The 22975-nt window shown below is 60.7% G+C and carries 21 protein-coding genes; 10 read left to right on the forward strand and 11 right to left on the reverse strand.

The window, feature by feature from the left end; translation table 11 throughout:
* Positions 1-17: 17 nt before the first annotated feature.
* Complete coding sequence (gene rarD, locus I5S59_RS18630) at positions 18-905, forward strand: EamA family transporter RarD (protein WP_197877927.1); 888 nt, start codon at positions 18-20, stop codon at positions 903-905.
* On the opposite strand, the gene I5S59_RS18635 is transcribed toward rarD, so the two are convergent.
* Positions 868-2439, reverse strand: coding sequence for a TerC family protein (locus I5S59_RS18635; RefSeq protein ID WP_197877928.1), 1572 nt, complete (start codon positions 2437-2439; stop codon positions 868-870). The two genes, rarD and I5S59_RS18635, sit on opposite strands and share 38 nt — an antisense overlap.
* A 318-nt stretch (positions 2440-2757) precedes the next feature.
* Here I5S59_RS18635 and I5S59_RS18640 point away from each other — a divergent pair, with 318 nt between their 5' ends.
* Positions 2758-3345 (forward strand): LysE family translocator, encoded by a 588-nt coding sequence (locus I5S59_RS18640; RefSeq protein ID WP_197877929.1) that lies wholly within the window; start codon positions 2758-2760, stop codon positions 3343-3345.
* Here I5S59_RS18640 and I5S59_RS18645 read toward each other — a convergent pair.
* A complete protein-coding gene (locus I5S59_RS18645) occupies positions 3334-4119 on the reverse strand; it encodes an AraC family transcriptional regulator (protein ID WP_197877930.1) in 786 nt (261 codons plus the stop codon). The two genes, I5S59_RS18640 and I5S59_RS18645, sit on opposite strands and share 12 nt — an antisense overlap.
* Positions 4120-4123: 4 nt before the next feature.
* Complete coding sequence (locus I5S59_RS18650; RefSeq protein WP_197877931.1) at positions 4124-4666, reverse strand: helix-turn-helix domain-containing protein; 543 nt, start codon at positions 4664-4666, stop codon at positions 4124-4126.
* 159 nt (positions 4667-4825) lie between these two features.
* Here I5S59_RS18650 and I5S59_RS18655 point away from each other — a divergent pair, with 159 nt between their 5' ends.
* Together I5S59_RS18655 and I5S59_RS18660 are read left to right on the forward strand one after the other, a co-directional pair.
* Positions 4826-5608 (forward strand): aldolase, encoded by a 783-nt coding sequence (locus tag I5S59_RS18655; protein ID WP_197877932.1) that lies wholly within the window; start codon positions 4826-4828, stop codon positions 5606-5608.
* A gap of 38 nt (positions 5609-5646) precedes the next feature.
* Positions 5647-6549: a dihydrodipicolinate synthase family protein gene (locus tag I5S59_RS18660; RefSeq protein WP_197877933.1), complete on the forward strand. Its 903-nt coding sequence runs from the start codon at positions 5647-5649 to the stop codon at positions 6547-6549.
* Here the strand turns inward: I5S59_RS18660 and I5S59_RS18665 are convergent.
* Positions 6526-7539 (reverse strand): AraC family transcriptional regulator, encoded by a 1014-nt coding sequence (locus I5S59_RS18665; RefSeq protein WP_197877934.1) that lies wholly within the window; start codon positions 7537-7539, stop codon positions 6526-6528. The two genes, I5S59_RS18660 and I5S59_RS18665, sit on opposite strands and share 24 nt — an antisense overlap.
* Before the next feature lie 169 nt (positions 7540-7708).
* On the opposite strand from I5S59_RS18665, the gene I5S59_RS18670 reads away from it, so the two are divergent.
* From I5S59_RS18670 to I5S59_RS18680, 3 genes are read left to right on the forward strand one after another with little or no spacing between them, the layout of a single operon-like run.
* Positions 7709-8893: an acetyl-CoA C-acyltransferase family protein gene (locus I5S59_RS18670; RefSeq protein ID WP_197877935.1), complete on the forward strand. Its 1185-nt coding sequence runs from the start codon at positions 7709-7711 to the stop codon at positions 8891-8893.
* A gap of 15 nt (positions 8894-8908) precedes the next feature.
* Positions 8909-9757, forward strand: a complete 849-nt coding sequence (locus I5S59_RS18675) for a 3-hydroxybutyryl-CoA dehydrogenase (protein WP_197877936.1) — start codon at positions 8909-8911, stop codon at positions 9755-9757.
* A 5-nt stretch (positions 9758-9762) separates the two neighbouring features.
* Positions 9763-10362: a TetR/AcrR family transcriptional regulator gene (locus tag I5S59_RS18680; RefSeq protein WP_232239848.1), complete on the forward strand. Its 600-nt coding sequence runs from the start codon at positions 9763-9765 to the stop codon at positions 10360-10362.
* Positions 10363-10388: 26 nt separating this feature from the next.
* On the opposite strand, the gene I5S59_RS18685 is transcribed toward I5S59_RS18680, so the two are convergent.
* From I5S59_RS18685 to I5S59_RS18705, 5 genes are all read right to left on the reverse strand, one after another.
* The gene (locus I5S59_RS18685; RefSeq protein ID WP_197877938.1) at positions 10389-11744 is read right to left on the reverse strand and encodes a T6SS phospholipase effector Tle1-like catalytic domain-containing protein; all 1356 of its coding nucleotides are present in this window, start codon (positions 11742-11744) and stop codon (positions 10389-10391) included.
* Positions 11745-11863: 119 nt separating this feature from the next.
* Positions 11864-13075 (reverse strand): hybrid sensor histidine kinase/response regulator, encoded by a 1212-nt coding sequence (locus tag I5S59_RS18690; RefSeq protein WP_197877939.1) that lies wholly within the window; start codon positions 13073-13075, stop codon positions 11864-11866.
* Positions 13069-13644: a chemotaxis protein CheB gene (locus I5S59_RS18695; RefSeq protein WP_197877940.1), complete on the reverse strand. Its 576-nt coding sequence runs from the start codon at positions 13642-13644 to the stop codon at positions 13069-13071. The genes I5S59_RS18690 and I5S59_RS18695 overlap by 7 nt, the downstream gene beginning before the upstream one ends.
* On the reverse strand, positions 13641-14462 hold the full coding sequence (locus I5S59_RS18700; RefSeq protein WP_197877941.1) for a CheR family methyltransferase: 822 nt from the start codon (positions 14460-14462) through the stop codon (positions 13641-13643). The genes I5S59_RS18695 and I5S59_RS18700 overlap by 4 nt, the downstream gene beginning before the upstream one ends.
* Complete coding sequence (locus I5S59_RS18705) at positions 14459-17932, reverse strand: response regulator (RefSeq protein ID WP_197877942.1); 3474 nt, start codon at positions 17930-17932, stop codon at positions 14459-14461. The genes I5S59_RS18700 and I5S59_RS18705 overlap by 4 nt, the downstream gene beginning before the upstream one ends.
* Before the next feature lie 277 nt (positions 17933-18209).
* Here I5S59_RS18705 and I5S59_RS18710 point away from each other — a divergent pair, with 277 nt between their 5' ends.
* Both I5S59_RS18710 and I5S59_RS18715 read left to right on the forward strand, forming a co-directional pair.
* Positions 18210-18572 (forward strand): response regulator, encoded by a 363-nt coding sequence (locus I5S59_RS18710; protein ID WP_197877943.1) that lies wholly within the window; start codon positions 18210-18212, stop codon positions 18570-18572.
* Positions 18573-18638: 66 nt separating this feature from the next.
* Positions 18639-19958: a glycosyltransferase gene (locus tag I5S59_RS18715; RefSeq protein ID WP_197877944.1), complete on the forward strand. Its 1320-nt coding sequence runs from the start codon at positions 18639-18641 to the stop codon at positions 19956-19958.
* Here the strand turns inward: I5S59_RS18715 and cobF are convergent.
* Together cobF and I5S59_RS18725 are read right to left on the reverse strand one after the other, a co-directional pair.
* Complete coding sequence (gene cobF, locus I5S59_RS18720) at positions 19924-20673, reverse strand: precorrin-6A synthase (deacetylating) (RefSeq protein ID WP_197877945.1); 750 nt, start codon at positions 20671-20673, stop codon at positions 19924-19926. The two genes, I5S59_RS18715 and cobF, sit on opposite strands and share 35 nt — an antisense overlap.
* 69 nt (positions 20674-20742) lie before the next feature.
* The gene (locus I5S59_RS18725) at positions 20743-22032 is read right to left on the reverse strand and encodes an OprD family porin (protein ID WP_197877946.1); all 1290 of its coding nucleotides are present in this window, start codon (positions 22030-22032) and stop codon (positions 20743-20745) included.
* A gap of 364 nt (positions 22033-22396) precedes the next feature.
* On the opposite strand from I5S59_RS18725, the gene I5S59_RS18730 reads away from it, so the two are divergent.
* Complete coding sequence (locus I5S59_RS18730) at positions 22397-22756, forward strand: histone-like nucleoid-structuring protein, MvaT/MvaU family (RefSeq protein WP_197877947.1); 360 nt, start codon at positions 22397-22399, stop codon at positions 22754-22756.
* Positions 22757-22975 lie beyond the last annotated feature (219 nt).

A 22975-nucleotide genomic window follows, 5' to 3' on the forward strand; every position in this document is an offset into this window, starting at 1 on the left:
CTGCTGCAGAGGCCCTCGTGTCAAAAGGCATCGTTTCATCGGTCATGGCGTCGTGCTTGTTCGCCGTCATGTACTTCTACACCTCACTGTTGACCCCGCTGGACGGTGAGGAAATATTTGGCTGGCGCACCCTGCTGACCCTGCCCTGCCTGACCCTGTTTCTGCTCCTGAGCAAGGACTGGCCGCTGATTACCGGCCTGCTCGCACGCATACGGCAAAAGCCGATACTGTTGCTGGGTTTGTTTGGCACCTCGTCGTTGATGGGCGTGCAACTCTGGCTGTTTCTCTGGGCGCCTTTGCACGGGCGCAGCCTTGAAGTGTCACTGGGGTATTTTCTGTTGCCGCTGACCATGGTGCTGACCGGGCGGGTGGTCTACGGCGAGCGCCTTTCACACCTGCAGAAAGTGGCCGTCGCCTGTGCGGCGACCGGGGTTGGCCACGAGCTCTACCAGCATGGCAGCTTCGCCTGGGAAACGCTGCTGGTCGCGTGTGGCTATCCGCTGTACTTCATCCTGCGGCGCAAGTGCCGCACCGACCACCTTGGCGGGCTGTGGGCCGACATGTGCCTGCTGCTGCCAACGGCCCTGTACTTTGTTGTCCAGGGGCCGTTGAGCGCACAAGATCTGGCCGACCATCCGGCCTTGTATGGCTTGATCCCCTTGCTGGGGGTGATCAGTGCCCTGGCGCTGATCTGCTACGTGCTGGCAAGCCGCCTGCTGGCCTTCAGCCTGTTCGGCCTGCTCAGCTACGTTGAGCCAGTGTTGCTGGTAGGCGTGGCCCTGCTACTGGGCGAGACCATCGGTCCCGACCAGTGGCTGACCTACCTGCCAATCTGGCTGGCGGTACTGGTATTGATCCTTGAAGGCTTCAAGCATCTGTTGCGACAGCAGCGTCGATCGGTCTGAGGCGAACCTCGCGGACCCGACGCTCTTCCACCGCCACCACCGTCATCTGCCAGTCATTCCACTGCAGGCTGTCACCGACCACCGGTAATCGATCGAGCAAGCTCATGACCAGCCCCGCGAGGGTCTGGTAATCCTCGGTCGGTTTCGCCGCGAAGCCGGTACGGGCCTGAATCTGACTCAGGTTCAGCGCACCGCTGACGACAAACCCATCTTCGACCTCGATGATCCCCGGCCCCTCGACTTCGCTGGCATCGGGCAACTCACCGGCAATCGACTCGAGGATGTCGGTCATGGTCAATACGCCGGTGAAATCACCGAATTCGTTGACCACAAAAGCAATGTGGGTCGACTGGCTGCGCATCTGCTCCAGGGCGTTGAGAATGCTGAAGCTTTCCAGCAGGTTCAGCGGTGCACGTACCAGGCTTTCAAGGTCTGGCTCATTGCCGGCCAGCAGCTCCTTGAGCAGCTCCTTCTTGTGCACGAAACCCAGCGGCTCTTCGATACGGCCGTTGCGAATCAGCGGCAACCGTGAGTAAGACGAATGCATCAACGCCTTGCGCACGTCCTCGGCCGATTGCGCCAGGTCGATGGCATCGACCTTGGCCCGCACGGTCATCAAGGTTTTGATCGGTCGCTCGGCCAGGTTCAATACACCGCTGATCATCACCCGTTCACGACGGTCGAACAGCACGTGCTCCTCACCGCCCTCGACCAGGTCGGCAATTTCCTCGCCGACTTCGTCAGCCTCGATACGGCGGCCACCCAGCAGGCGCAACACCGCGTGCGCCGTGCGTTCACGCAACGGCCGGTGCTGCTGCAAGCTGCGCTTGCGGCGGGCACGGGCCACCTGGTTGAACAGCTCGACAAGGATGGAGAAACCGATCGCCGCGTACAGATAGCCCTTGGGAATATGGAAACCCAGGCCTTCAGCGGTCAGGCTGAAGCCGATCATCATCAAGAAGCCCAGGCACAGCATGATCACCGTCGGGTGGCTGTTGACGAAACGCGTCAACGGCTTGCTGGCGACGATCATGATACCGATGGAGAAGATCACCGCGATCATCATCACCGACAAGTGCTCGACCATGCCCACGGCCGTGATCACCGCGTCCAGCGAGAACACCGCATCAAGCACCACGATCTGCGCCACGATGGGCCAGAATGCGGCATGGCGTGTGTTGCCGCCCGACTGGGCGACATGACCCTCCAGGCGCTCGTGCAGTTCCATTGTGGCCTTGAACAGCAGGAACACACCACCAAAGAGCATGATCAGGTCACGGCCAGAGAAACTCTTGCCGAACACCTCGATCAGCGGTGCGGTCAGGGTCACCATCCAGGAGATACTGGCCAGCAGGCCCAGGCGCATGATCAACGCCAGGGACAAACCGATCACCCGCGCACGGTCACGCTGATGCGGCGGCAATTTGTCGGCAAGAATGGCAATAAAGACCAGGTTGTCGATACCCAGCACCAGCTCCAGAACAATCAGCGTGGCAAGGCCCAGCCAGGCCGTGGGGTCGGCTAGCCATTCCATGCGCAGGTACTCATCTGGACAAACTGAGGGGGCTGGACAAACAGCGAGAAGTTGTCAAAAAGACAGGAGAAAGGCCGGGACGGCCAGGTACTGGGGGGCTCCGAGAACGAAGTCATATCAACCTAATATCAATTGGGGAGGTGATCCTACAATTTCAGCAGGGATTTCAGACAGCGGGAAACTATTTCAAATTCTGTATCAGCCCGGGCAATGCCTGCAGATGCGCACGTAGTGTCGGCGTACCAGGGTAATTTCCTTCAATACCTGCGCAACCTCGGCCGTCAGACTCGGCCAACACCCCCAACCGGATCACCCCTTATGAGTCTGACGCTTTCCATGGCCGCCTTTGCACTGGCGGCGTCAATATCCCCCGGCCCGGTCAACATCGTCGCCCTGGGCAGCGGTGCCCGTCACGGGTTACGCGCCAGCCTCAGGCACGTGACCGGCGCCACCTTCGGGTTCAGCCTGTTGCTGGTATTGATCGGCCTTGGGTTGCACCAATTGCTGCGCCACTGGCCCGGCTTGACCCAGGTGCTGCACGGCGGGGGCGTGTTGTTCTTGCTGTACATGGCCTGGAAACTGGCCAGCGATCGCGGTGAACTGGCCAGCAGCAGTACCCCGGCAGCCCCGTCTATGCTCGCCGGTGCCACCCTGCAATGGCTTAATCCCAAGGCCTGGCTTGCCTGCGTGGCCGGCATCGGTGCCTATGTCGGCGAAGGTGAAACCGTCCTGCTCTGGCAATTCACCGCGATTTACTTCGTCATCTGCTACCTGTCCATCGCCAGCTGGGCCTGGGCCGGAAGTGTCATCAGCCAGTACCTGGACAACCCGCGACGGGTTCGCTGGTTCAACCGCACACTGGCAGCGCTGCTGGTCGCCAGCGCGCTGTACTTGCTATTGGGCTGACCGATAGTGCCCCGGAGTGGCTGCCAGGTGGCGCTTGAACGCTCGCTGCAGGTGAGCCTGATCAGCGAACCCGGCCTCCAGGGCGACCTCTGCGATCGGCGCCCCACGGCGCAGCCGGGCGCGGGCATACTGCACGCGTTGATCCAGCAGGTAGCCATGCGGGGTCAAGCCGAACGTCTGCTTGAATGCGCGGATCAGGTAGGAGGTCGACAGCCCGGCCACTTCACTGATCTCCTGGAGACGCAGCTGCTCGGTGCAGTGCTCACGGATGAAGGCCGTCGCAGCCAGCAAGCACGGGTTGACCCGTTCGGTGCCCGGTGCGCCGGAAGGGACCTGCTGGATCAGTTCGCTGAAAAAGATACGCAGCGCTGTGTCTTTGCCGGCACTGCCGAGCTGATCATCCACCAGTACGGTGTACACCTGGCACAAGCGCTGATAAAGCAGCAGCGAGTCGCTGCTCAATACATCGAACGGCCGGAACCCCAGCGCCTGCAACCAGGGCAGGTCGACATACAGCATGAGGTAGGACCATGGCTGGCCATCAATCGGGTTGCAGGTGTGCACCACGCCCGGGTTCATCAGTACAACGGTACCCGCCGACACCTGTTGATGGTGATTGCCACTCACGTAGGTGCTGCTGCCGGCGGTAATCGCACCGATGGAAAAACTTGCGTGGGAGTGCGGCGCATAGCAGATTTTGCGCCCGTCCTCGACAGCCCGCGCCTCAACGAAAGGCAGCGCCGGGTCACGCCAGAATCGCGAGTGGCTGTCCATCGCATCAGCCTTCGGCGTCGTGCACCACGACCAGCAACTGTGCCTGCTCCTCGCCCAGCGAGCGCAGCCGATGGGGCGTCTGGGCGTTGAAGTACAGCGCATCACCGCGCTCGAGGATCACCCGTTCGCTCATGAAGTCCACTTCCACCTGTCCTTCGTGAACAAACAGGAACTCCTCGCCCAGGTGCTCCTTGAACGTCGAGTCGCTGAAGTCGTGTGGCGGCCTGATGATGAACGGCAACAGGCTGCGGCTGCCGATATGGCTGGCCAGTACCGCATAACCCGGCCCTTGGGCGCTACCGGAAAGCGCCTGGCGCTCGCCACTGCGCACCAGGCTGAAGCGCGATTGGCCGGGCGCATCCTCGGCAAACAGTTCTTCGACATTGACGCTCAGTGCCCGGGCCAGCTTCAAGGCGGCGGCAATGGAAGGTGTATTGAGGCCACGCTCAACCTTGGAGAGATAACTCTTGGTCATACCGGATTTCTCGGCCAGTACCTCCAGGGTAATCCCCAGCTTTTTTCTCAACAATTTCAAACGAATAGACATGCGATGCAATTTTCCCAGTGCAACGGGCGAGTTTTTTCTTGCTAATGACACTTTGTGTCATATAGTCTTTTTTGTGTCATGCAGCTGACCGCCCCTGCACCTTCCAAGTAACCGGGGCGGACGAGCCTGACACTTCTTCTCACCAATGAGGATAGCCCCATGGCCAAGACACTGGCATTGCCCAAGGACCACCTGATCAAGCAGGCCCTTACACAAATGCAAGGCTCGCTTGCCGATAATACGTGGACTGCACGGGAAAAGCTGGCCCTGACCTGCCGAATTCTTTTCGACAACGGTCACGACTCCGGGCTGGCCGGCCAGATCAGCACCCGCGGACCACAACCTGGCACGTTCTATACCCAGCAACTGGGGCTGGGGTTCGATGAAATTACCGCCAGCAACCTGTTGCTGGTCAACGAAGACCTGGAGGTACTCGAGGGCCAGGGCATGCCCAACCCGGCCAACCGCTTCCACAGCTGGGTGTACCGGGCGCGTCCGGATGTGAACTGCATCATCCACACCCACCCCACCCATGTCGCCGCGCTGTCGATGCTCGAGGTACCGCTGCAGGTTTCGCACATGGACCTCTGCCCGCTGTATGAAGACTGCGCTTTTCTGGAAGCCTGGCCGGGCGTGCCGGTTGGCAACGAAGAAGGTGAAATCATCAGCGCTGCGCTGGGCGACAAGCGCGCCATCCTGCTCTCGCACCACGGCCAGCTGTCGACCGGGGCAAGCATCGAGGAAGCTTGCGTCATCGCCCAGTTGATCGAGCGTGCGGCCAAGCTGCAATTGCTGGCCATGGCCGCCGGTACGGTAAAACCGATCGAACCGGCACTGGGCCGTGAAGCCCATGACTGGATTGCCCGGCCGAAACGCCACAGCGCCGCCTTCAACTACTATGCGCGCCAGTGCCTGCGGGTGCATGCCGACTGCCTGAACTGATTGTTCGCCCTTTTTGCCTTACTTGCGGAGTACGTTCCATGACCACGAAATTTCACGGCATCATCGGCTATACCATCACCCCGTTCAGCAGCGACGGCCAGCACCTTGACCTGCCGGCCCTGGGTCGCTCGATCGACCAACTGATCGCCGATGGCGTGCATGCCATCGCGCCGTTGGGCAGTACGGGCGAGGGCGCCTACCTCAGTGACCGCGAGTGGGAACAGGTCGCCGAGTTCAGCCTGGCGCACATCGCCGGCAGAGTTCCGACCGTTGTCAGTGTCTCGGACCTGACCACGGCAGGCGCCATCCGCCGCGCGCGTTTTGCCCAGGCCCACGGTGCCGACGCCGTCATGGTCTTGCCGGCGGCCTACTGGAAGCTCGGCGAAGCAGAAATTCTCGAACACTACCGGGCCATCGGCGCCAGCATCGATGTGCCGATCATGCTCTACAACAACCCGGCCACCAGCGGCACGGACATGTCGGTGGAGCTGATCCTGCGTATCGTGCGCGAGGTGGCCAATGTCACCATGGTCAAGGAGAGCACCGGCGACATTCAGCGCATGCACAAGCTGCAGTTACTCGGCGAAGGCCAGGTGCCGTTCTACAACGGTTGCAACCCGCTGGCCCTGGAAGCCTTCGTTGCCGGCGCCAGCGGCTGGTGCACGGCGGCGGCCAACCTGATTCCCGAACTGAATCAGTCGCTGTACAAGGCCGTGCTCACCAACGACCTGAAGACCGCCAAGGCCGTGTTCTATCGCCAGCTACCCTTACTGGACTTCATCCTCAAGGCGGGCTTGCCGGCCACGGTCAAGGCCGGGTTGGCCCTGCGTGGCTTGCCTGTCGGCGAGCCGCGCCGCCCGGTGTTCGCCCTGAATCCGGCCGGCACCGATCACTTGCGCCAACTGCTGGAGACGCTGCTATCCCCGGGTAGCCATGCGTAAGCGATAGCCTCCCGGGCTTTCGCCAGTCCACTTCTTGAACGCACGGTGAAACGCACTGGGTTCCTGGAACCCGGTGCGTTCGGCGATCTCGGCAATACTCATGTCCGTTTCGCGCAGGCACTCGAACGCGGTGGCACGGCGTACTTCATCTTTGATCTGCTGGTACGAACGGCCTTCGCGCTCCAGCTGCCGGCGAAAACTGCTGGGATTCAGGCCCTGGCGCTCGGCCATGGCCACCAGTGTCGGCCACTGCCCCTGCTCACGCTCACGCAAGTAGCGGTACACCTGGGCCACCTGGCCATTCTGGTTGCGGTAGCGAATCACCAGCCATTGCGGCGCACTGCGCAAAAACGTCTTGAGCCCGGCCAGGTCCTGGATCACCGGCAGTTGCAGGTAGTCGGCGGCAAACTCGATTTCGGTGATGCCCACGCCCAACTGCAGGTTGGGGCCCCATAGCAACGGGTCGTCATCCTGACGCGCACGCAGGTCCGTCAGGGCCATGCGGTCAATCACCAGGCGCTGACCGCCCAGCCAGCACAGCAGGCTGATGACCAGCGCGAGGAATGTTTCTTCGGCATACACCCGGGTCAGTGGATCTTCGATGCGCGACTTCACGCTGATCACCACCCTCGCCCCTTTGACCGACAGGCTGGGGCGTATGTCGCGCAAGAACAGGGCGAAATTACTCAGGCACTGGCGCAGTGCCTTGCCCAGGTTCGGCTCCTGGATCAGGCCGCGGCAGATCAGGGCAAAACTGCCGATGGGCATGCCATGGCTGTCGAGGTTGAAGAATTCGTCGTCCAGGTCCTGGATCAGCATCAGCCAGAGCCGGGCAAACGCGCTCGCTGGCACCCGGGCACCGGGGGTGTCGAGTACACCCGGATCGATACCGGCTTCGCACAGCAAGGCCGTCGCCCGCTGCGGCTGATCGCGCAGGGCATGCAACATCGAATGGACGAAATAGACCGCGACTGTATCGTTTTCCCGCATGGCGGATTCCGCAAGGGTGTGGCAAAAAATACCAGCTCCAGTGAGCAGTTATGGCATAGGCCCGGTGAAAGGCTTTGCCTAGACTCGATGACAACCTGAACCTGGCGTGGCGTGCATTCTCTCAGAGCCTGCCACCGCCCCGCCATGCTTTCGCACAATGGAGTCGATCATGAACACCCCGGAAATCTACGTAGTCAGCGCAGTTCGCTCGGCCATCGGCAGTTTTGGTGGCGCCCTCAAGGACCTGCCCCTGGCGGACCTGGCCAGCAGCGTAACCCGCGCCGCCATCGAGCGCGCCGGTGTGGCACCTGAACAGATCGGCCACGTGGTCATGGGTACCGTGATTCCGACCGAGGCACGCGACGCCTACCTGGCACGGGTTGCGGCGATGAATGCCGGCATCCCCAAGGAAACCCCTGCTTTCAACGTCAACCGCCTGTGCGGTTCGGGCCTGCAGGCCATTGTTTCGGCAGCCCAAAGCCTGCTGCTGGGTGATGCCGAGGCCGTTGTCGCCGCCGGCGCCGAGTCCATGAGCCGTGGCCCGTACCTGCTGCCGCAGGCCCGTTGGGGTGCACGCATGGGCGACCTCAAAGGTGTCGACTACATGCTGGGCGTACTGCACGACCCGTTCGAAGGCTTCCACATGGGCATTACTGCCGAGAACGTTGCCGCACGCAATGGCATCACCCGTGAGATGCAGGACGAACTGGCGCTGGTCAGCCAGCAACGTGCCGCGCGTGCAATTGCCGAAGGCCGTTTCGACAGCCAGATCGTGCCCATCGATATCCCGGGCCGCAAAGGCACCGTACGCTTTGAAGTCGACGAGCATGTGCGTGGCAACGTCACCGCCGAGCAACTGGCCGGCATGAAACCCGCGTTCAAGAAAGACGGCACCGTAACCGCCGGCAACGCCAGCGGCCTGAACGACGGCGCGGGCGCCCTCGTACTGGCCACCGGTGACTTCGTCAAACGCCATGGCCTCAAGCCGCTGGCGCGCCTGGTGGCTTACGCCCACGCTGGTGTCGAGCCTGAACTGATGGGCCTGGGCCCGGTTCCGGCCACCCGTAAAGTGCTGGAAAAAGCCGGCCTGCAAGTCGCCGACCTGGACGTTATCGAGTCCAACGAAGCCTTTGCCGCACAAGCCTGCGCCGTGTCCGGTGAACTCGGCTTCGATCCTGAAAAGGTCAACCCTAACGGTTCCGGCATTTCCCTGGGCCACCCGGTCGGTGCCACCGGCGCGATCATCGCCACCAAGGCGATCCACGAACTGCAGCGCATCGAAGGCCGCTACGCACTGGCCACCATGTGCATCGGCGGCGGCCAGGGCATTGCTGTCGTCTTCGAACGCGTCTGATCCAGGAGAATGACGGTGAGTATTGAAAACATTGCAGTAATCGGCGCAGGGACCATGGGCAACGGTATTGCCCAGGTCTGTGCGGTGGCCGGTTACCAGGTCACCCTGATTGACGTGTCCGACGCCGCCCTCGAGCGTGGCGTCGCCACCCTGCGCAAAAATCTGGATCGTCAGGTCAGCAAGCAGACCCTGGCCGCCGCCGACGCCGAAGCGGCAGTGGCGCGCATCCGCACCAGCACCGACTACGCCCAGCTGCAATCGGCAGAACTGGTGATCGAGGCGGCCACCGAGAACCTTGAGCTCAAGCTGCGGATTCTTCAGCAGATTGCTGCCAACGTCAGCCCGACGTGCGTGATTGCCACCAACACCTCGTCGCTGTCGATCACAGCGTTAGGCGCGGCAGTCAGCCAGCCTGAGCGCTTCATCGGTGTGCATTTCTTCAACCCGGTGCCGATGATGGCCCTGGTCGAGATCATTCGCGGCCTGCAAACCAGTGATGCTACCTATGCCACAGCACTGGCGCTGACCGAGCAGGTCGGCAAGACACCGATCACTGCAGGCAACCGTCCAGGTTTTGTGGTCAACCGCATCCTGGTGCCGATGATCAACGAAGCGGTGTTTGTGCTGCAGGAAGGCCTGGCCAGTGCCGAAGACATCGACACCGGCATGCGCCTTGGCTGCAACCAGCCGATCGGCCCGCTGGCGCTGGCTGACCTGATTGGCCTGGACACCCTGCTGGCCATCATGGAAGCCTTCCACGACGGCTACAACGACAGCAAGTACCGCCCTGCCCCTCTGCTCAAGGAAATGGTTGCCGCCGGCTACCTGGGGCGCAAGAGCGGTCGCGGCTTCCACACCTACTGAGGAGCATGCCGATGGACGCCGCTTTGCGCTGTGCGAACTTCGAAGAGCGGCGTGACAAAGCCATGGCGCTCTTTGCCGAAAAGGGCTTTGGCCAGGTCAGCATGCGCGAGCTGGCCAGTCATCTGGGCCTGTCGGCCGGGGCGCTGTATCACCACTTCCCGAGCAAGCAGGACTGGCTGTACGACCTGATTGAAGAGTTGTATGAAGAGCTACTGGCTGCCCTGAACCAGGGCCGTCGTGGTCATCAGCAAACCCTCGCCGAGGTCATCAGCGCGCATTGGGCACTGCACGCCGAGCGTCCATTGCAGTTTCGCCTGGCCGAGCGCGACCAATGCTGCCTGAGCCCTGAGCAACAAGCCCGTATCGACCAGCTGCGTCAGCAGTATGAAACCGCCTTGCTGCGCGTGATCGCCCCCAAGGCGACCCTGCGCGGCCCGGCGCTGGCAGCCACTGCCCATGTGATTGCCAACCTGCTCAACAGCCTTCCGAGCTGGCTGCAGGCGTCACAGTTGCCACAGGCCCAGGGCCTGGCCTTGATGGAGAGCATGGTACTCGGCGGAATCGAGCGGACCTTGCGTGGCGAAAGCCTCAACTCGATGGTGTAAGCCAGCACGGCGTGATCGCGGCCCTGTCAGGGGTTGGGAAATACTCTGCGCTGTCCGCTTTCATGCGGGCGGTTGATAAAGAGCGCCACCACCCCTTCCCTCGCTGCGCCGGCCACACTCCAGTCGCTGGACAAATGAATGTAACGCTCAAACAGCAATGCCTCTTCTTCGGCATCGAGCCCGGTGCCCGGCTGTTCGCCCGTCGCATAGGCCAGCAGCTTGGCGGCAATGACCTGCAACGCCGATGGCACGGCAAAGCGCTCATCCAGCGCGATGAAAGGCACGTCGTGGGCAACTGCCAGGGCATGCATGATACCCAGGTACACCAGCGACAGATCGCCCGCCACCGTGCGCACCCCGCGGATGTACGACAGCACCTGCTTTTGCGGGACAATATCGCGCGAGGCCAGAAAAGGCAGCTCGGTTGCCTGCGCGCGCATCTCGACCTTGAAGTTGTATCGCTGCCAGCTCGCCCGATTGCGCTCGTATTGCGCCTGCACTTCACGGCGTGACCGGGCCTTTTCGTTGTCCAGCGAGCGTGCCTCAACGCTGCTGACCGGCCGGCTGAGCACCAGCTGTTCAAGCATTTCGGGTGGATAGCCGCCGCCCACATCGGAATGCGCGCCCGGCACGACGATGTCCTCAAAGGCCTGGGTGAGCGGAAAATTCCTGCGATGTTCGTCGCGGGCAACCAGGTGCACGACTTTTCTGGCAATCCCTGGCCGTAACCCCAGTTGCAGGCCGGAGTAGTCGATGTTCGCGGGGCTGAAATTCCCCTCTAACATCGATACGATCGCCGCAACCGTGTCAAACAGACCGATGAAGTTGATGGTCAGGGAAGTCGACCAATCCAGGTCCTGTACCTGCCGGCGCATGCTTGCCGGCCACTCCAGCGCCAGGCGGCTGGCAGCCCCTTTGTCAGTATCATGGGCAAAATGCCGTGCTGCTGCGGCCCCGCGGCTGAAGCCGAAGATGTCCACTTCGATCGCCTGAATACGCGCAGCCGGGTTGGCCTGGCACCACCCGGCGATGGTCTCGATGATTGCAGTTGGTGCCTGTTGCGCCCGCGCCAGAACACCCGCCCCATACCGCCCGGTCAGTTTGCTGAGGATCGAGTCGGACTCACCCGCGCGGGTGCCTATGCCATCCACATAGACACTCAGGCTGGCGGTGGTCTGGTCACTCGCCAGTGGCACTGAAGCCTGATGCGGATACAGGTCATACAACCTGGCTATGTTGCTTGTCGCGTTGCCATCGGTGAGGCTGTTGTCCCGGTTGTTGCCGGTGCCATCAAAAAACACCCCGATGCGCAGGGTCACTGTCCGCAGGCCAATGGCTTCGGTGCTAACAACGGGGTGCTGCTTACGTACGATATCGCGCATGTGCCTACTCCCTGAGGCAGTCAGTCATGCGCCATCGAACCGCGTGTACACGCGGCTGAACATCAGCCAGCGGCAGCAAATACGGCGGAAATTTCCACCGTTCCTCCAGCGAAAGTCGTCTACTGGCTGCCAGGACCTTGCTGCACGCTGCCCAGGGGCAAGCGTACGGTAAAGGTCGCACCCTGGCCTTCGACACTCTGCACATCGATCCGGCCACCATGGGCCAGGACGATCTGTTCCGAGATGTACAGCCCCAGGCCCAACCCCGCCTTGCCCTGGTTCGCGTCCACCCGTTCGAACTGTTGGAAAATGCGTTGCTGGTTTTGCTCGCTGATGCCGATCCCCTGGTCCCGCACCTCGATACAGGCCAGGTGCTGCTGCACGAAAGTGCGCACCTGGATGGGACGGTTGGCGCCATAGCGCAAGGCATTGGTCAGCAGGTTCGCCACCACCTGCTCGATGCGAAACGCGTCCCAGACACCGATCAACGGCTCCTGCCCGGCAAACTCGATGGACGATTCGGCGGCTGCCGCCTGGGCGTCAAGGTTTTCGATCAAACCGGCAACCAGTTGCGTCAGGTCGAACTGGCTGGGCCGGATCGACAACTTGCCGGTACGAATCCGCGACACATCGAGGATGTCTTCGATCAGGCGGATCAGGCTGTTGATCTGTCGCTCGTCGCGTTCGACCATGGCGCGCATCTTGTCCAGGGTAAAGGCATCGGCGTTGTCACGTGCCAGGTGCATCTTGCGCAACTGGGTTTCGAGGATCAGGCCGTTCAGTGGCGTCCGTACCTCATGCGACACAATCGACATGAAGTCATCACGCATGCGCACCGCATGCTCCAGTTCGTGCCGTGTGACCTGCAACTGGCCGAGCAGCTGCTCCTGTTCGGCGCGGCTACGCTCCAGTGCCGCGAGCTGTTCGTCCAGCGCCTTGCGCTGACGGAACAGGTCGACGAACACCGCGACTTTGCTTCTTACCGCATGGTTGTCCAGCGGCTTGTGCAGAAAGTCGACGGCGCCGCTCTCATAGCCTTTGAAGGCGTAGTTCATTTCACGCCCGGCGGCGCTGACAAACACAATGGGGATGTTCTTGGTCTTCTCGGTACCGCGCATCAGTTCGGCCAGTTCAAAGCCGTTCATGCCCGGCATCTGCACATCGAGAATGGCCAGGGCGAACTCGTGTTCGAGCAACAGCGACAACGCCTGGTCAGCGGACTGCGCCTGGTACACCTCACGGTCACTGCCCTTGACCAGCGCCTCCAGTGCCAGGAGGTTTTCCGGCAGGTCGTCGACGATCAGCAGTTTGGCCAGGATTTGGCTTAGCATGCAGGAAGCTCCAGCTTGGCGAGCAATAGCCCGATGCCGCTCAGCGGCAATAAATAATCAGGTCGGTGCAGGGCCAGCGCGGCCTCGGGCATGGTCGCCACCTGGGCATCGCGGGGGGCCTGGACGATGGTCTGGCCGCCCAGTTGCTTGATGCGCGCAAGGCCCCTGGCGCCGTCTTCGTTGGCGCCAGTCAGCAGCACCCCGAGCAGCGCCGGGCCGTAGGCATCGGCAGCGGACTCAAAAAGGATGTCGATCGACGGCCGGGAGAAAAACACCTGCTCCTCCTGGCTCAGGGAAAAGCTGCGGTCCGCTTCCACCGACAAGTGATAACCGGGGCCGGCAAAATAGATCATTCCCGGGACGATGGACTGTTTGTCCTGTGCCTCGCACGCCGGGCGGCCGAGCCTGCGGCTGAATACTTCGGCCAACTGACTGTGGCGATCATCGGGCAGGTGCAGCACACACACCAACGGGATCGGGAAGTCTGCAGGCAAGGCATGCAACAAGCCCAGCAGCGCCTTGACGCCACCGGCCGAAGCCCCCATGACAATCGCTTCTATGCCGTTCATGACTTACGGTAGATCCGTTCCGGCTTGACCAGTGCTTCGAACTGCTCGGCATACACGGAAAAGTCCAGGGTCTCCTTGCTGCCCAGCACCAGAAAACCGCGGTGGCACAATGATTCGTGAAACAGCCCGATGGCGCGATCCTGCAGGGTTTTGTTGAAATAGATCAGCACGTTGCGGCAGGAAATCAACTGTGTCTCGGAAAACACGCTGTCGGTGGCCAGGCTATGGTCGGCAAAGGTCACACTGTCGCGCAGGCTGCCGTCGATAATGGCATTGCCGTAGGCACAGGTGTAGTACTCACCGAAGTCGCGCTGACCGCCGGCCTTGCGGTAATTCTCTTCGTAGGCCCGCATGTTCTGCATCGAGTAGATGCCCTGCTTGGCCTTTTCCAGCGAACTGGGGTTGATGTCGGTGGCATAGATGATCGTGCGCTCAAGCAGCCCCTCTTCACGCAACAGGATCGCCATCGAATAGACCTCCTCACCGGTACTGCAACCCGCAATCCAGACCTTCAGCGAAGGCCAGGTACGCAGCAGCGGCACCACCTCCTGGCGCAGGGCCAGAAAGTGCTCCGGGTCACGAAACATCTCGCTGACCGGAATGGTCAGGAACTGCAACAGCTGCAGGAACATCCCGGGATCGTGCAACACCCGCTCCTGCAGCGCGGAAATCGTCTTGCAGTCGAACTGACGCAGCGCATGCTGAATCCGGCGTTTGATCGAAGCACCGGAATAATCGCGAAAATCGTAGCTGTACTTAAGGTAGATCGCCTCAATCAACAGCCGTATTTCAATGTCGGTATTACGGTCGATAGTCAAATTCGCTCCAGTTGTGGCAGCCAGACACGGATCAGCGAAAACAGGCGGTCAAGGTCAATCGGTTTGGCCAGGTAGTCATTCGCCCCGGCCTGCAGGCAGCGCTGCTGGTCATCCTTCATGGCCTTGGCGGTCACGGCAATGATCGGCAGCTTGCGCCAGCGTGGCTGCATGCGGATCAGCCGTGTTGCTTCATAGCCATCCATCTGCGGCATCATCACGTCCATCAACACCAGGTCGATGTCGGCGTGCTGTTCCAGGCGTTCGATCGCCTCATGGCCGTTGCGGGCAATCTCGACCACCGCGCCCTTGTGTTCCAGCGCACTGGTGAGGGCAAAAATGTTTCGCACATCGTCGTCCACCAGCAACAATTTGCGCCCTTCGAAGACTTTGTCGCGGCTGCGCGCGGTCTTCAACATGCGCTGCCGTTCATGGGACAGCGTCGACTCGACTTTGTGCAGAAACAGCGTCACTTCATCGAGCAGGCGTTCCGGCGAGCGCGCGCCTTTGATGATGATCGACCGCGAATACTTGAGCAGCTCGGCTTCTTCATCGCGGGTCAGGTTACGCCCGGTATAGACAATCACTGGCGGGAAGGCGCGGATGTCTTCGTTCGACATGCGCTTGAGCAGCTCATTGCCGAGCATGTCCGGCAGTTTCATGTCGATGATCATGCAGTCGTAAATGTTCTCGCGCAGCAGGTCGAGCGCCTCCTGAGCCAGGCCAACGGCGGTAATTTCGATGTCATCGTCACCGATCAGGCGGGCAATGCTTTCACGTTGCAGGTCATCGTCTTCCACCAGCAGGATGCGTTTGAGCTTCTGGGTCAGCTTGGCTTCCAGGCGGGCAAAGACCGCCTTGAGCTCTTCGCGGCTGGCGGGCTTGACCGCATAGCCGACAGCGCCCATGTGCAGGGCCGCTTCGACCCGGTCCTCGACCGAGATGATGTGCACGGGGATGTGCCGGGTGCTGGCCTGCTCCTTGAGCCGCTGCAGCACGGTCAGGCCGGAATGGTCCGGCAGGCGCATGTCCAGCAGAATGGCGTCGGGAATGTACCCTGCCGCCAGCTCGAAGCCTTCGTCGGCGGCGGCCGCCACCAGGCAGCTGTAACCCAGCTCATGCGCCAGATCGAAGAGTATGTGCGCAAAGTTGGGCTCATCCTCGATCACCAGAATGCAGCGGTTGCTGAACGGCGCCTGCTCACGGTCATCGTCGAATGCCGGGGCACGGCGTACCACCGGGGTGGCGCTATCGTGCACGAAGGGCTCGACGGCAGGCACCTCGGCCAGCGGCTGATTGACGATCAACGCCGGCACCTGGGTGCTGGCCGGCTCATAGCGTTCCGGCAGGATCAGGCTGAACACACTGCCCTTGCCCGGGCTGCTGTCGACACTGATCTGGCCGCCGAGCAACTGCGCCAGGTCACGGGAAATCGACAGCCCCAGGCCCGTGCCGCCAAACCGTCTGTTGCTGGTGCCATCCGCTTGATGGAAGGCTTCAAAGATGCTCTGTTGCTGATCGGCGGCGATGCCGATGCCGCTGTCACGCACCGAAAAGACAATGCCATTACCCGCCTGCCAGCTCACCTTCAGGCTGACCTGCCCGTGGTCGGTGAACTTCACGGCATTGGACAACAGGTTTTTGAGAATCTGCTCCAGGCGCTGGCGGTCGGTATGCAGGGTAGCGGGCACCTGCGGCTCGACTGTCACACTGAAACCGAGCTTTTTCTCACTGGCCAACGGCTCGAACATCACCCGCAACCCGTCGACCAGCCCGGCCACCTGGGTGGCTTGTGGACGCACTTCGAGCTTGCCGGCCTCGACCTTGGCGATGTCGAGGATATCGTTGATCAGGTTGAGCAGGTCGTTACCGGCCGAATAGATCGACTCGGCAAATTTCACCTGTTCAGCGCTGAGGTTGCCCTGGGTGTTTTCAGCCAGCAGTTTGGCGAGGATCAGTGAGCTGTTGAGTGGCGTGCGCAACTCGTGGGACATGTTGGCCAGGAACTCGGACTTGTACTTGCTCGAACGCTGCAGTTCTTCTGCACGCGTTTTCAGGTCACGCTGGGCCTGGTTCAATGCGCTGTTCTTGAACTCCAGGGCCTCGGTGCGCTCGGCCAGCTGTTCATTGGTCTGTTCAAGTTCTGCCTGTTGGGTCTCAAGGTGCGCCTGGGATTCCTTGAGTACCCGTGATTGCTCTTCAAGCTCTTCATTGGCGGTTTTCAGCTCTTCCTGCTGCACCTGCAATTCTTCGTTGAGCTGCTGGGTTTCCGCCAGCACCTCTTGCAGGCGCTGACGGTAGCGGGCACTTTCGATGGAGGTGCCAAGGTTGTCGCCAACCAGTTCCAGCAATTCGATGTCGCGATCGGTCAGTGTGCGCAGGAACCCCAGCTCCACCACCCCATTGATCTGGCCGTCGTTGCTGGCCGGCATGATGATCACGCTGCGCGGCAAGCCTTCGCCCAGACCGGAACTGATCTTGAAGTAGTCTTCGGGCACCTCGTCCAGGCGCAGCAAACGGCCCTGGCTTACCGCCTGGGCGAGCAGCCCTTCCTGATGCCCGACCTGGTGCTCACGCTCCGCTTGCTCACGGGAGAAACCGTAAGTGGCGACCCGGCGCAGCCCGCCGTGCTCATCACGCACATACAGCGCTGCGACTGCACTGCCTAGATAACTGGCAAAAAAACGCAGGATGTTGCTGCCCAGCATCGGCAATGTCAGTTGGCCCAGCACCTGCTCGGCCAGTTGGGTCTGCCCGGTACGCAACCAGGCCTGTTGTTCCAGGCGCTGGGTCGAGCGTTGTTGGGCCTGCAGGTTGCTGTTGTAACTGGCCGACAGCGCCAGCAAATCGCGTCGCCCCAGGTACGCCAGCAATGCGCTGAGCAGCACGACAAACACCAGATACACGGAAATCGCCGTTACAGTAATCGAATTGACCTGTTCGTTACGCGCCATGCGGAACTGCTGTTCGGTGGAGATGAACGCATCGAACTCCTTGCGGATCTCGTCAGTGATGCGCTTGCCGCGGCCACTGCGAATCGGCGTGCCGATGTCACCGCTCTGGCGGCGCACGCTGATCATCTCGCTGGCAAACGTGTTCCACTCCTGCTGCAAGCCTTTCAGGCGATCCAGACGATCTACCTGCTGCGGGTTGTCTGCCACCAGCTGCTGGAGGCCACTCAGGCTGGAAAACACTTGTGGCTTGGCCACCTCGTAGGGTTCCAGAAAGCGCTCGTCACCAGTAATCAGGAAACCGCGCATACCGGTTTCCATGTCGATCGACAGTTTCACCGCTTCGTTGGCGTTATTGATCACCCGGTCGGTGTGCTCGACCCATTGAATGGCCGAGAGCAGATAGCTGATGCCCACGACGAAAACCACGGCACTGAGCAGACCGACGCCCAGTGGCAGGCCAACATTGCGGCTCAGCAGTTTGCGAAAACTTTGCTGATCGATCGATGCGGGTTGAGTCATTGCACAATTCCAAGCAAGTGAATCAAACAAAAGAAAGTGGCGAGCCTGTCGAAAAAAACAGTCCCTGGTCCGCGACAACGGCTGCTGCGACAGCCTGATCATTATGAGTCTAAACAGCTTTGCCCATTCTGGCAGGGCATTTAGCCAGCATTTGAGAGCATGATCGCCCAATCGTTCCCTGCCAGTGCGCAGATCGCTATCCTGCAAAAACGGCCGGGAACTTCAGCCGGGGCCAGACGCACTGAATATAAACCGCTTACTGAACAGGACGCTGAACATGCCCTCAACCTCCCACCCCTTACTGGTTGTCGAAGACGACGCCATCGTGCGCATGTTGATCGTCGAAGTGCTCAGCGAACTCGGCTATTCGGTGATCGAGGCCAAGGACGCCACCACGGCCCTCGACGTCCTGAACAACTCAGCACAACCCTTGGCCTTGATGATGACCGATGTCGGCCTGCCGGACATGGACGGCAAAACCCTCGCCAACCAGGCGCGCGAGGCGCGCCCGCTGCTGCCGATTCTGTTTGCCAGCGGCTTTACCGATTCGATCGAGGTACCGCCAGGCATGGACTTGATCGGCAAACCGTTCAGCATCGACCAGTTGCGTGACAAGGTAAGCGCCATGCTCAACGGTTGACGATGAAGACCGCCAGCAGCGTGCCAATCTGGTTTAATACACGCTTTTTCAAGGTCCCTCGCACGCATGCTCAGCCCTACCCTCAACGTCCTGGTCATCGGTTACGTCTGGCCTGAACCGCGCTCCTCGGCCGCCGGCGGGCACATGATGCAGATCCTCGAAAGCTTCGTGCAGCGTGGCTGGCGGGTGACCTTCAGCAGCCCGGCGGCTGTGGGCGAACACAAGGCTGACCTGTCCGCCCAGGGGATCTGCGAGCAGGCCATTACCCTCAACGACAGCAGTTTCGACCGGTTTGTCAGTGAACTGGCCCCTGATGTGGTGCTGTTTGACCGTTTCATGATGGAAGAACAGTTCGGCTGGCGTGTAGAGAAACACTGCCCCAACGCCTTGCGCGTGCTGGAAACCTCCGACCTGCAAAGCCTGCGCGACGCACGCCAGCAACTCCTGCGCCGTCGCCTTGTCGAAGGCCTGGACCCTAATGATTTCCGTGCGCTGTTCGCCACCTCGGGGCCCGATCTGTACCGGCAGATGGCCAGCGCCGACCTGACCCTGCGAGAGCTTGCCGCCATCTACCGCAGCGACCTGTGCCTGATGGTCTCGGATGTCGAGATCGACCTGCTGACCAACGGTTTCGGTGTGCCCGAACACCTGCTGCACTGGTGCCCGTTGATGGTTGACGTGCCGAGTGCAGCGTTCAAACCCTTTGCTGAACGGGCGAACTTCCTCAGCATCGGCAATTTCCGCCACGCCCCTAACTGGGATGCCGTGCTCTGGATGAAAAACACCCTGTGGCCGATGATTCGCCGCCGTCTGCCACAGGCTCAACTGCATATCTATGGTGCCTACACCCCGCCTAAAGCCACAGCACTGCACAAGCCCGCCGAAGGCTTTCACGTCATGAACTGGGCCGAGGACGCGCTTGAGGTAATGAGCAACGCGCGGATCTGCCTGGCGCCGCTGCGCTTTGGCGCCGGGATCAAGGGCAAACTCACCGATGCAATGCTCTGCGGCACTCCGAGCGTGACCACGCCGATCGGCGCCGAAGCCATGCACGGCGCATTGCCCTGGCCAGGTGCTGTAGCCAGCACCGCCGAAGCCCTGGCAGAAGCGGCAGCACAGCTGTACAGCGATGAAACGCGCTGGCTGAACGCCCAACAACAAGGTCTGCAACTGCTGCGCAGCCGTTACGACCGCCGCTCGCACAGCGCCGCCCTGGTCGAGCGCATCGAATATGCCTTGAGCGACCTGGGTCAACACCGCCTGTTCAACTTTACCGGGGCCATGCTGCGTCATCATCAGCACAAGAGCACCCAGTACATGTCGCAATGGATAGAAGCGAAAAACCGCCTGGCTACAGCGGCCGACGCAGCAGATAAGTGTCCATGATCCAGCCCTTGCGTGCGCGGGCCTGCTCGCGCTGCGCAAGAATGGTCGCCTTGACCTGCTGCAAGGGGCCGCTGATGAGTATTTCGTCAGCCATGCCCAGGTAGGCACCCCAGTAAATCCACAGGTCTGCTTCGTCGCGTTCGGCAAAGGCACAGTGACGGTCGAGCATCACCACCAGGTTGTCGACCTGCTTATGCTGCGCCAGGCGCCGCCCGGGCAACAGCGTCAACGGCTCACCAATGCGGTTCAACGCAATACGATGACGGGCCGCCAGCGCCTGCACGCTGCTGATGCCGGGAATCACCTCAAGCTCAAGCGCAAGGCCCTGTGCCTGGACCTGTTCGAGAATGCGCAAGGTGCTGTCATACAGCGTCGGGTCACCCCATAGCAGGAAGGCGCCGCACTCGCCCTCGCCCAGTTCGCTTTCCAGCAACCGCGCATAGAGTGCCGCCCGTTGTTGGTGCCACGCCTGCACGGCGCCAATATAGTCGTGGGCGTCGCTGTCACGCTGCGGGTCATGGACCTGCACCACGCGGTAGCCGGGCCGGGTGATGTAACGCTCGAGGATGTCTTGACGAAGTTGCAGCAGTTCGCCCTTGGGTTCGCCCTTGTCGAGCACAAAGAACACCTGGGCGCGGTTCAACGCGTCAACGGCTTCATAGGTGATCTGGCGCGGATTGCCCGGCCCGATTCCGATCAGCAACAGCTGTTTCATTGCAGTGCATTCCAAGGGTCGGCCAGCCGACATAATCGACCGACCGAGCAGCACTGACAATGTTGCAACTTACCAGATCGAAAAGTTGTAGCTGACGATCACCCGGGTTTCGTCCATGTCGCGGGCATACTTCTCATAGTTGCTGCGGAATGTGGAGTTACGCAGGCGCACACTGACATCCTTGAACGTGCCACTTTGCACCTGATACTTGAGCTCGGTATCGCGCTCCCACTCCTTACCCTCGTCCAGGCTGCCCGGCACCTTGATGTGGTCACCATTGATGTAGCGGGTAAAGAAACTCAGGCCCGGCACGCCCAGTGCTTTGAAGTCGTAGTCGTAGCGCAGCTGCCAGGAACGCTCCTGCGCGGCGGCAAAGTCGTTGACCTGGGCATAGTTGACCAGGTACGGATTGCTGCCGTCGAGGTACGGCATGGCATTCTCGCCGTACATGCGCTGCCAGCCGGCACTGACTTTGTGCCCGCCCAGGCTGTAACCGAGCATGCCGCTGAACGCCCGGTGATCAATATCACCGGCCCGGGCATTACCAATGTCATCACTCTTGATCAGACGCAGGTCTGCCGACAGCTTACCGACACTCAGCGGCTGGCTGGCCAGGACCCCGAAGTAGTGCTGACGGTAGATATTCTCGAGTTTGGCCACCTGGTACTGAGCGCTGAGTCGATCATTGAAGGTGTAATCGACACCCGCCATATCGAAATGATCGGCGGTGATATCACAGGCGTATCGCTTGTTCTTGCAATGCACGCGAATGTCCTGACGGTCCGTGGAGTCACGGGCGGTGTACTTGTCCAGGCGGGCAATGCTGAATTTGAGGTTGCTGATTTCTTCTGACGTGAGCAGCGCGCCATGGAACTGGGTGGGCAACAGGCGGCCGTCGTTGTATTTGAGCAGCGGCATATCCGGCAACAACGAACCGTACTTGAGCACGGTGCGCGAGTAACGCATCTTCCCGGTCACGCCCAGTTTGGCGTATTGATCTTCAGAGTGACGCGGGTCATGACCGCTGGAAGGCAACAGTCCACTATTGCTATCCGCAGGGCTCGAGTCGAGTTTGATCCCGAGCATGCCCAACGCATCGACACCAAAGCCAACAGGGCCCTGGGTGTAACCGGACTGCACATTGAGAATGAAGCCTTGGGCCCACTCTTCGCGCTTTGAAGCGCCTTGGCTGGAACTGGAATGCCCATCGCGAAAGTCACGATTGAAATAGACATTGCGCGCTTCGAGTTTGGCACTGCTGTCTTCAAGAAAACCTGCAGCCTGAGTCGAAGACGCAGCCAACATCGCAAGCAGGCCGATACGGCCACGCCCGGACGCGAGAGGAAATGGGGCAAACATGGGAAGCACTATCCAAAAGAGTGGCAAAAACAGCCGCCCGCCATCCAGGCTGCGGCAATACACCCAGCGCCAACGCGACTGGATGCTGATCTGAAATTATCTCGCAACCGCTCTGGCACGGGACATTGGACTTTTGTCTAAGGCACCGCCGAGGCACCCGACTAGTTGTTTTGTATTAACGCTCAAATAAGTAAGAAAGTTCCGTTACAGGCAAGTTAAAAGTTAAATGTTTACCCATCGCCGGGTGACTACTACACTATTTATTAGTGCGATGTTGTGCCCAACCCAGTGGCGGCTGCGTTATTCAGGTAACTCCTTGTTTCTACGCATACCGGGCCACTGCAGACATAAAGGAGTGATGACAGTGTCCAGACTTGCAGAGTTTCGTGCTGCCGAAAAAGCGCTTCAGGAACAAATGGCGCAACTCGAGGCGCTGAAAAAGGATGCCGGCCTAAAGCGCGAAATCGAGTTCGAGCGCAAACTTGTCGAGCTGATGAACAGCTACGACAAGAACCTGCGCGATATCATCGCCATCCTCGACCCCAAAGCGTCGGCAAAAGGAGTGGCTACGGCCCCCAAAACCCGTCGTGCACGCGTGGTCAAAGTGTATGAAAACCCGCACACCGGCGAGCGCATCGAAACCAAGGGCGGCAACCACCGTGGCCTCAAGGCCTGGAAGGAGCAGTACGGCGCCAAGACTGTCGACGGCTGGTTGCGTACGTGAGGGTATTCTTCACACTTTTTTCACATCGACACGGTCAGGATCAAGACTGCTAACGGACTAGCGCCCCATAGGCCCGCCTCGGCGGGCATCTAATTCGTGCGCCCCCCCCTTTTCAGGGGGGGGGCCATACAGTTTGGGCAAGCCTTGAGTTGCGGTAGATAAGACCCAGTATTCTTTTCAGGGCCTTTCTGTTTGCCCCCACTCGCAGCCGACGGGCCA

It is taken from the genome of Pseudomonas alkylphenolica (assembly GCF_016009175.1).
GTDB lineage: Bacteria > Pseudomonadota > Gammaproteobacteria > Pseudomonadales > Pseudomonadaceae > Aquipseudomonas > Aquipseudomonas alkylphenolica_B.

Excerpts from the sequence above, each read along its gene's own strand:
- I5S59_RS18665 (WP_197877934.1), bottom strand. The coding sequence starts at position 7,539 with ATGCGGGAAAACGATACAGTCGCGGTCTATTTCGTCCATTCGATGTTG.
- I5S59_RS18640 (WP_197877929.1), top strand. The coding sequence starts at position 2,758 with ATGAGTCTGACGCTTTCCATGGCCGCCTTTGCACTGGCGGCGTCAATA.
- I5S59_RS18725 (WP_197877946.1), bottom strand. The coding sequence starts at position 22,032 with ATGTTTGCCCCATTTCCTCTCGCGTCCGGGCGTGGCCGTATCGGCCTG.
- I5S59_RS18635 (WP_197877928.1), bottom strand. The coding sequence starts at position 2,439 with ATGGAATGGCTAGCCGACCCCACGGCCTGGCTGGGCCTTGCCACGCTG.
- I5S59_RS18670 (WP_197877935.1), top strand. The coding sequence starts at position 7,709 with ATGAACACCCCGGAAATCTACGTAGTCAGCGCAGTTCGCTCGGCCATC.
- I5S59_RS18705 (WP_197877942.1), bottom strand. The coding sequence starts at position 17,932 with ATGACTCAACCCGCATCGATCGATCAGCAAAGTTTTCGCAAACTGCTG.
- I5S59_RS18660 (WP_197877933.1), top strand. The coding sequence starts at position 5,647 with ATGACCACGAAATTTCACGGCATCATCGGCTATACCATCACCCCGTTC.
- I5S59_RS18685 (WP_197877938.1), bottom strand. The coding sequence starts at position 11,744 with ATGCGCGATATCGTACGTAAGCAGCACCCCGTTGTTAGCACCGAAGCC.
- cobF (WP_197877945.1), bottom strand. The coding sequence starts at position 20,673 with ATGAAACAGCTGTTGCTGATCGGAATCGGGCCGGGCAATCCGCGCCAG.
- I5S59_RS18655 (WP_197877932.1), top strand. The coding sequence starts at position 4,826 with ATGGCCAAGACACTGGCATTGCCCAAGGACCACCTGATCAAGCAGGCC.
- I5S59_RS18715 (WP_197877944.1), top strand. The coding sequence starts at position 18,639 with ATGCTCAGCCCTACCCTCAACGTCCTGGTCATCGGTTACGTCTGGCCT.
- I5S59_RS18695 (WP_197877940.1), bottom strand. The coding sequence starts at position 13,644 with ATGAACGGCATAGAAGCGATTGTCATGGGGGCTTCGGCCGGTGGCGTC.
- I5S59_RS18690 (WP_197877939.1), bottom strand. The coding sequence starts at position 13,075 with ATGCTAAGCCAAATCCTGGCCAAACTGCTGATCGTCGACGACCTGCCG.
- I5S59_RS18710 (WP_197877943.1), top strand. The coding sequence starts at position 18,210 with ATGCCCTCAACCTCCCACCCCTTACTGGTTGTCGAAGACGACGCCATC.
- I5S59_RS18645 (WP_197877930.1), bottom strand. The coding sequence starts at position 4,119 with ATGGACAGCCACTCGCGATTCTGGCGTGACCCGGCGCTGCCTTTCGTT.
- I5S59_RS18680 (WP_232239848.1), top strand. The coding sequence starts at position 9,763 with ATGCCGATGGACGCCGCTTTGCGCTGTGCGAACTTCGAAGAGCGGCGT.
- I5S59_RS18650 (WP_197877931.1), bottom strand. The coding sequence starts at position 4,666 with ATGTCTATTCGTTTGAAATTGTTGAGAAAAAAGCTGGGGATTACCCTG.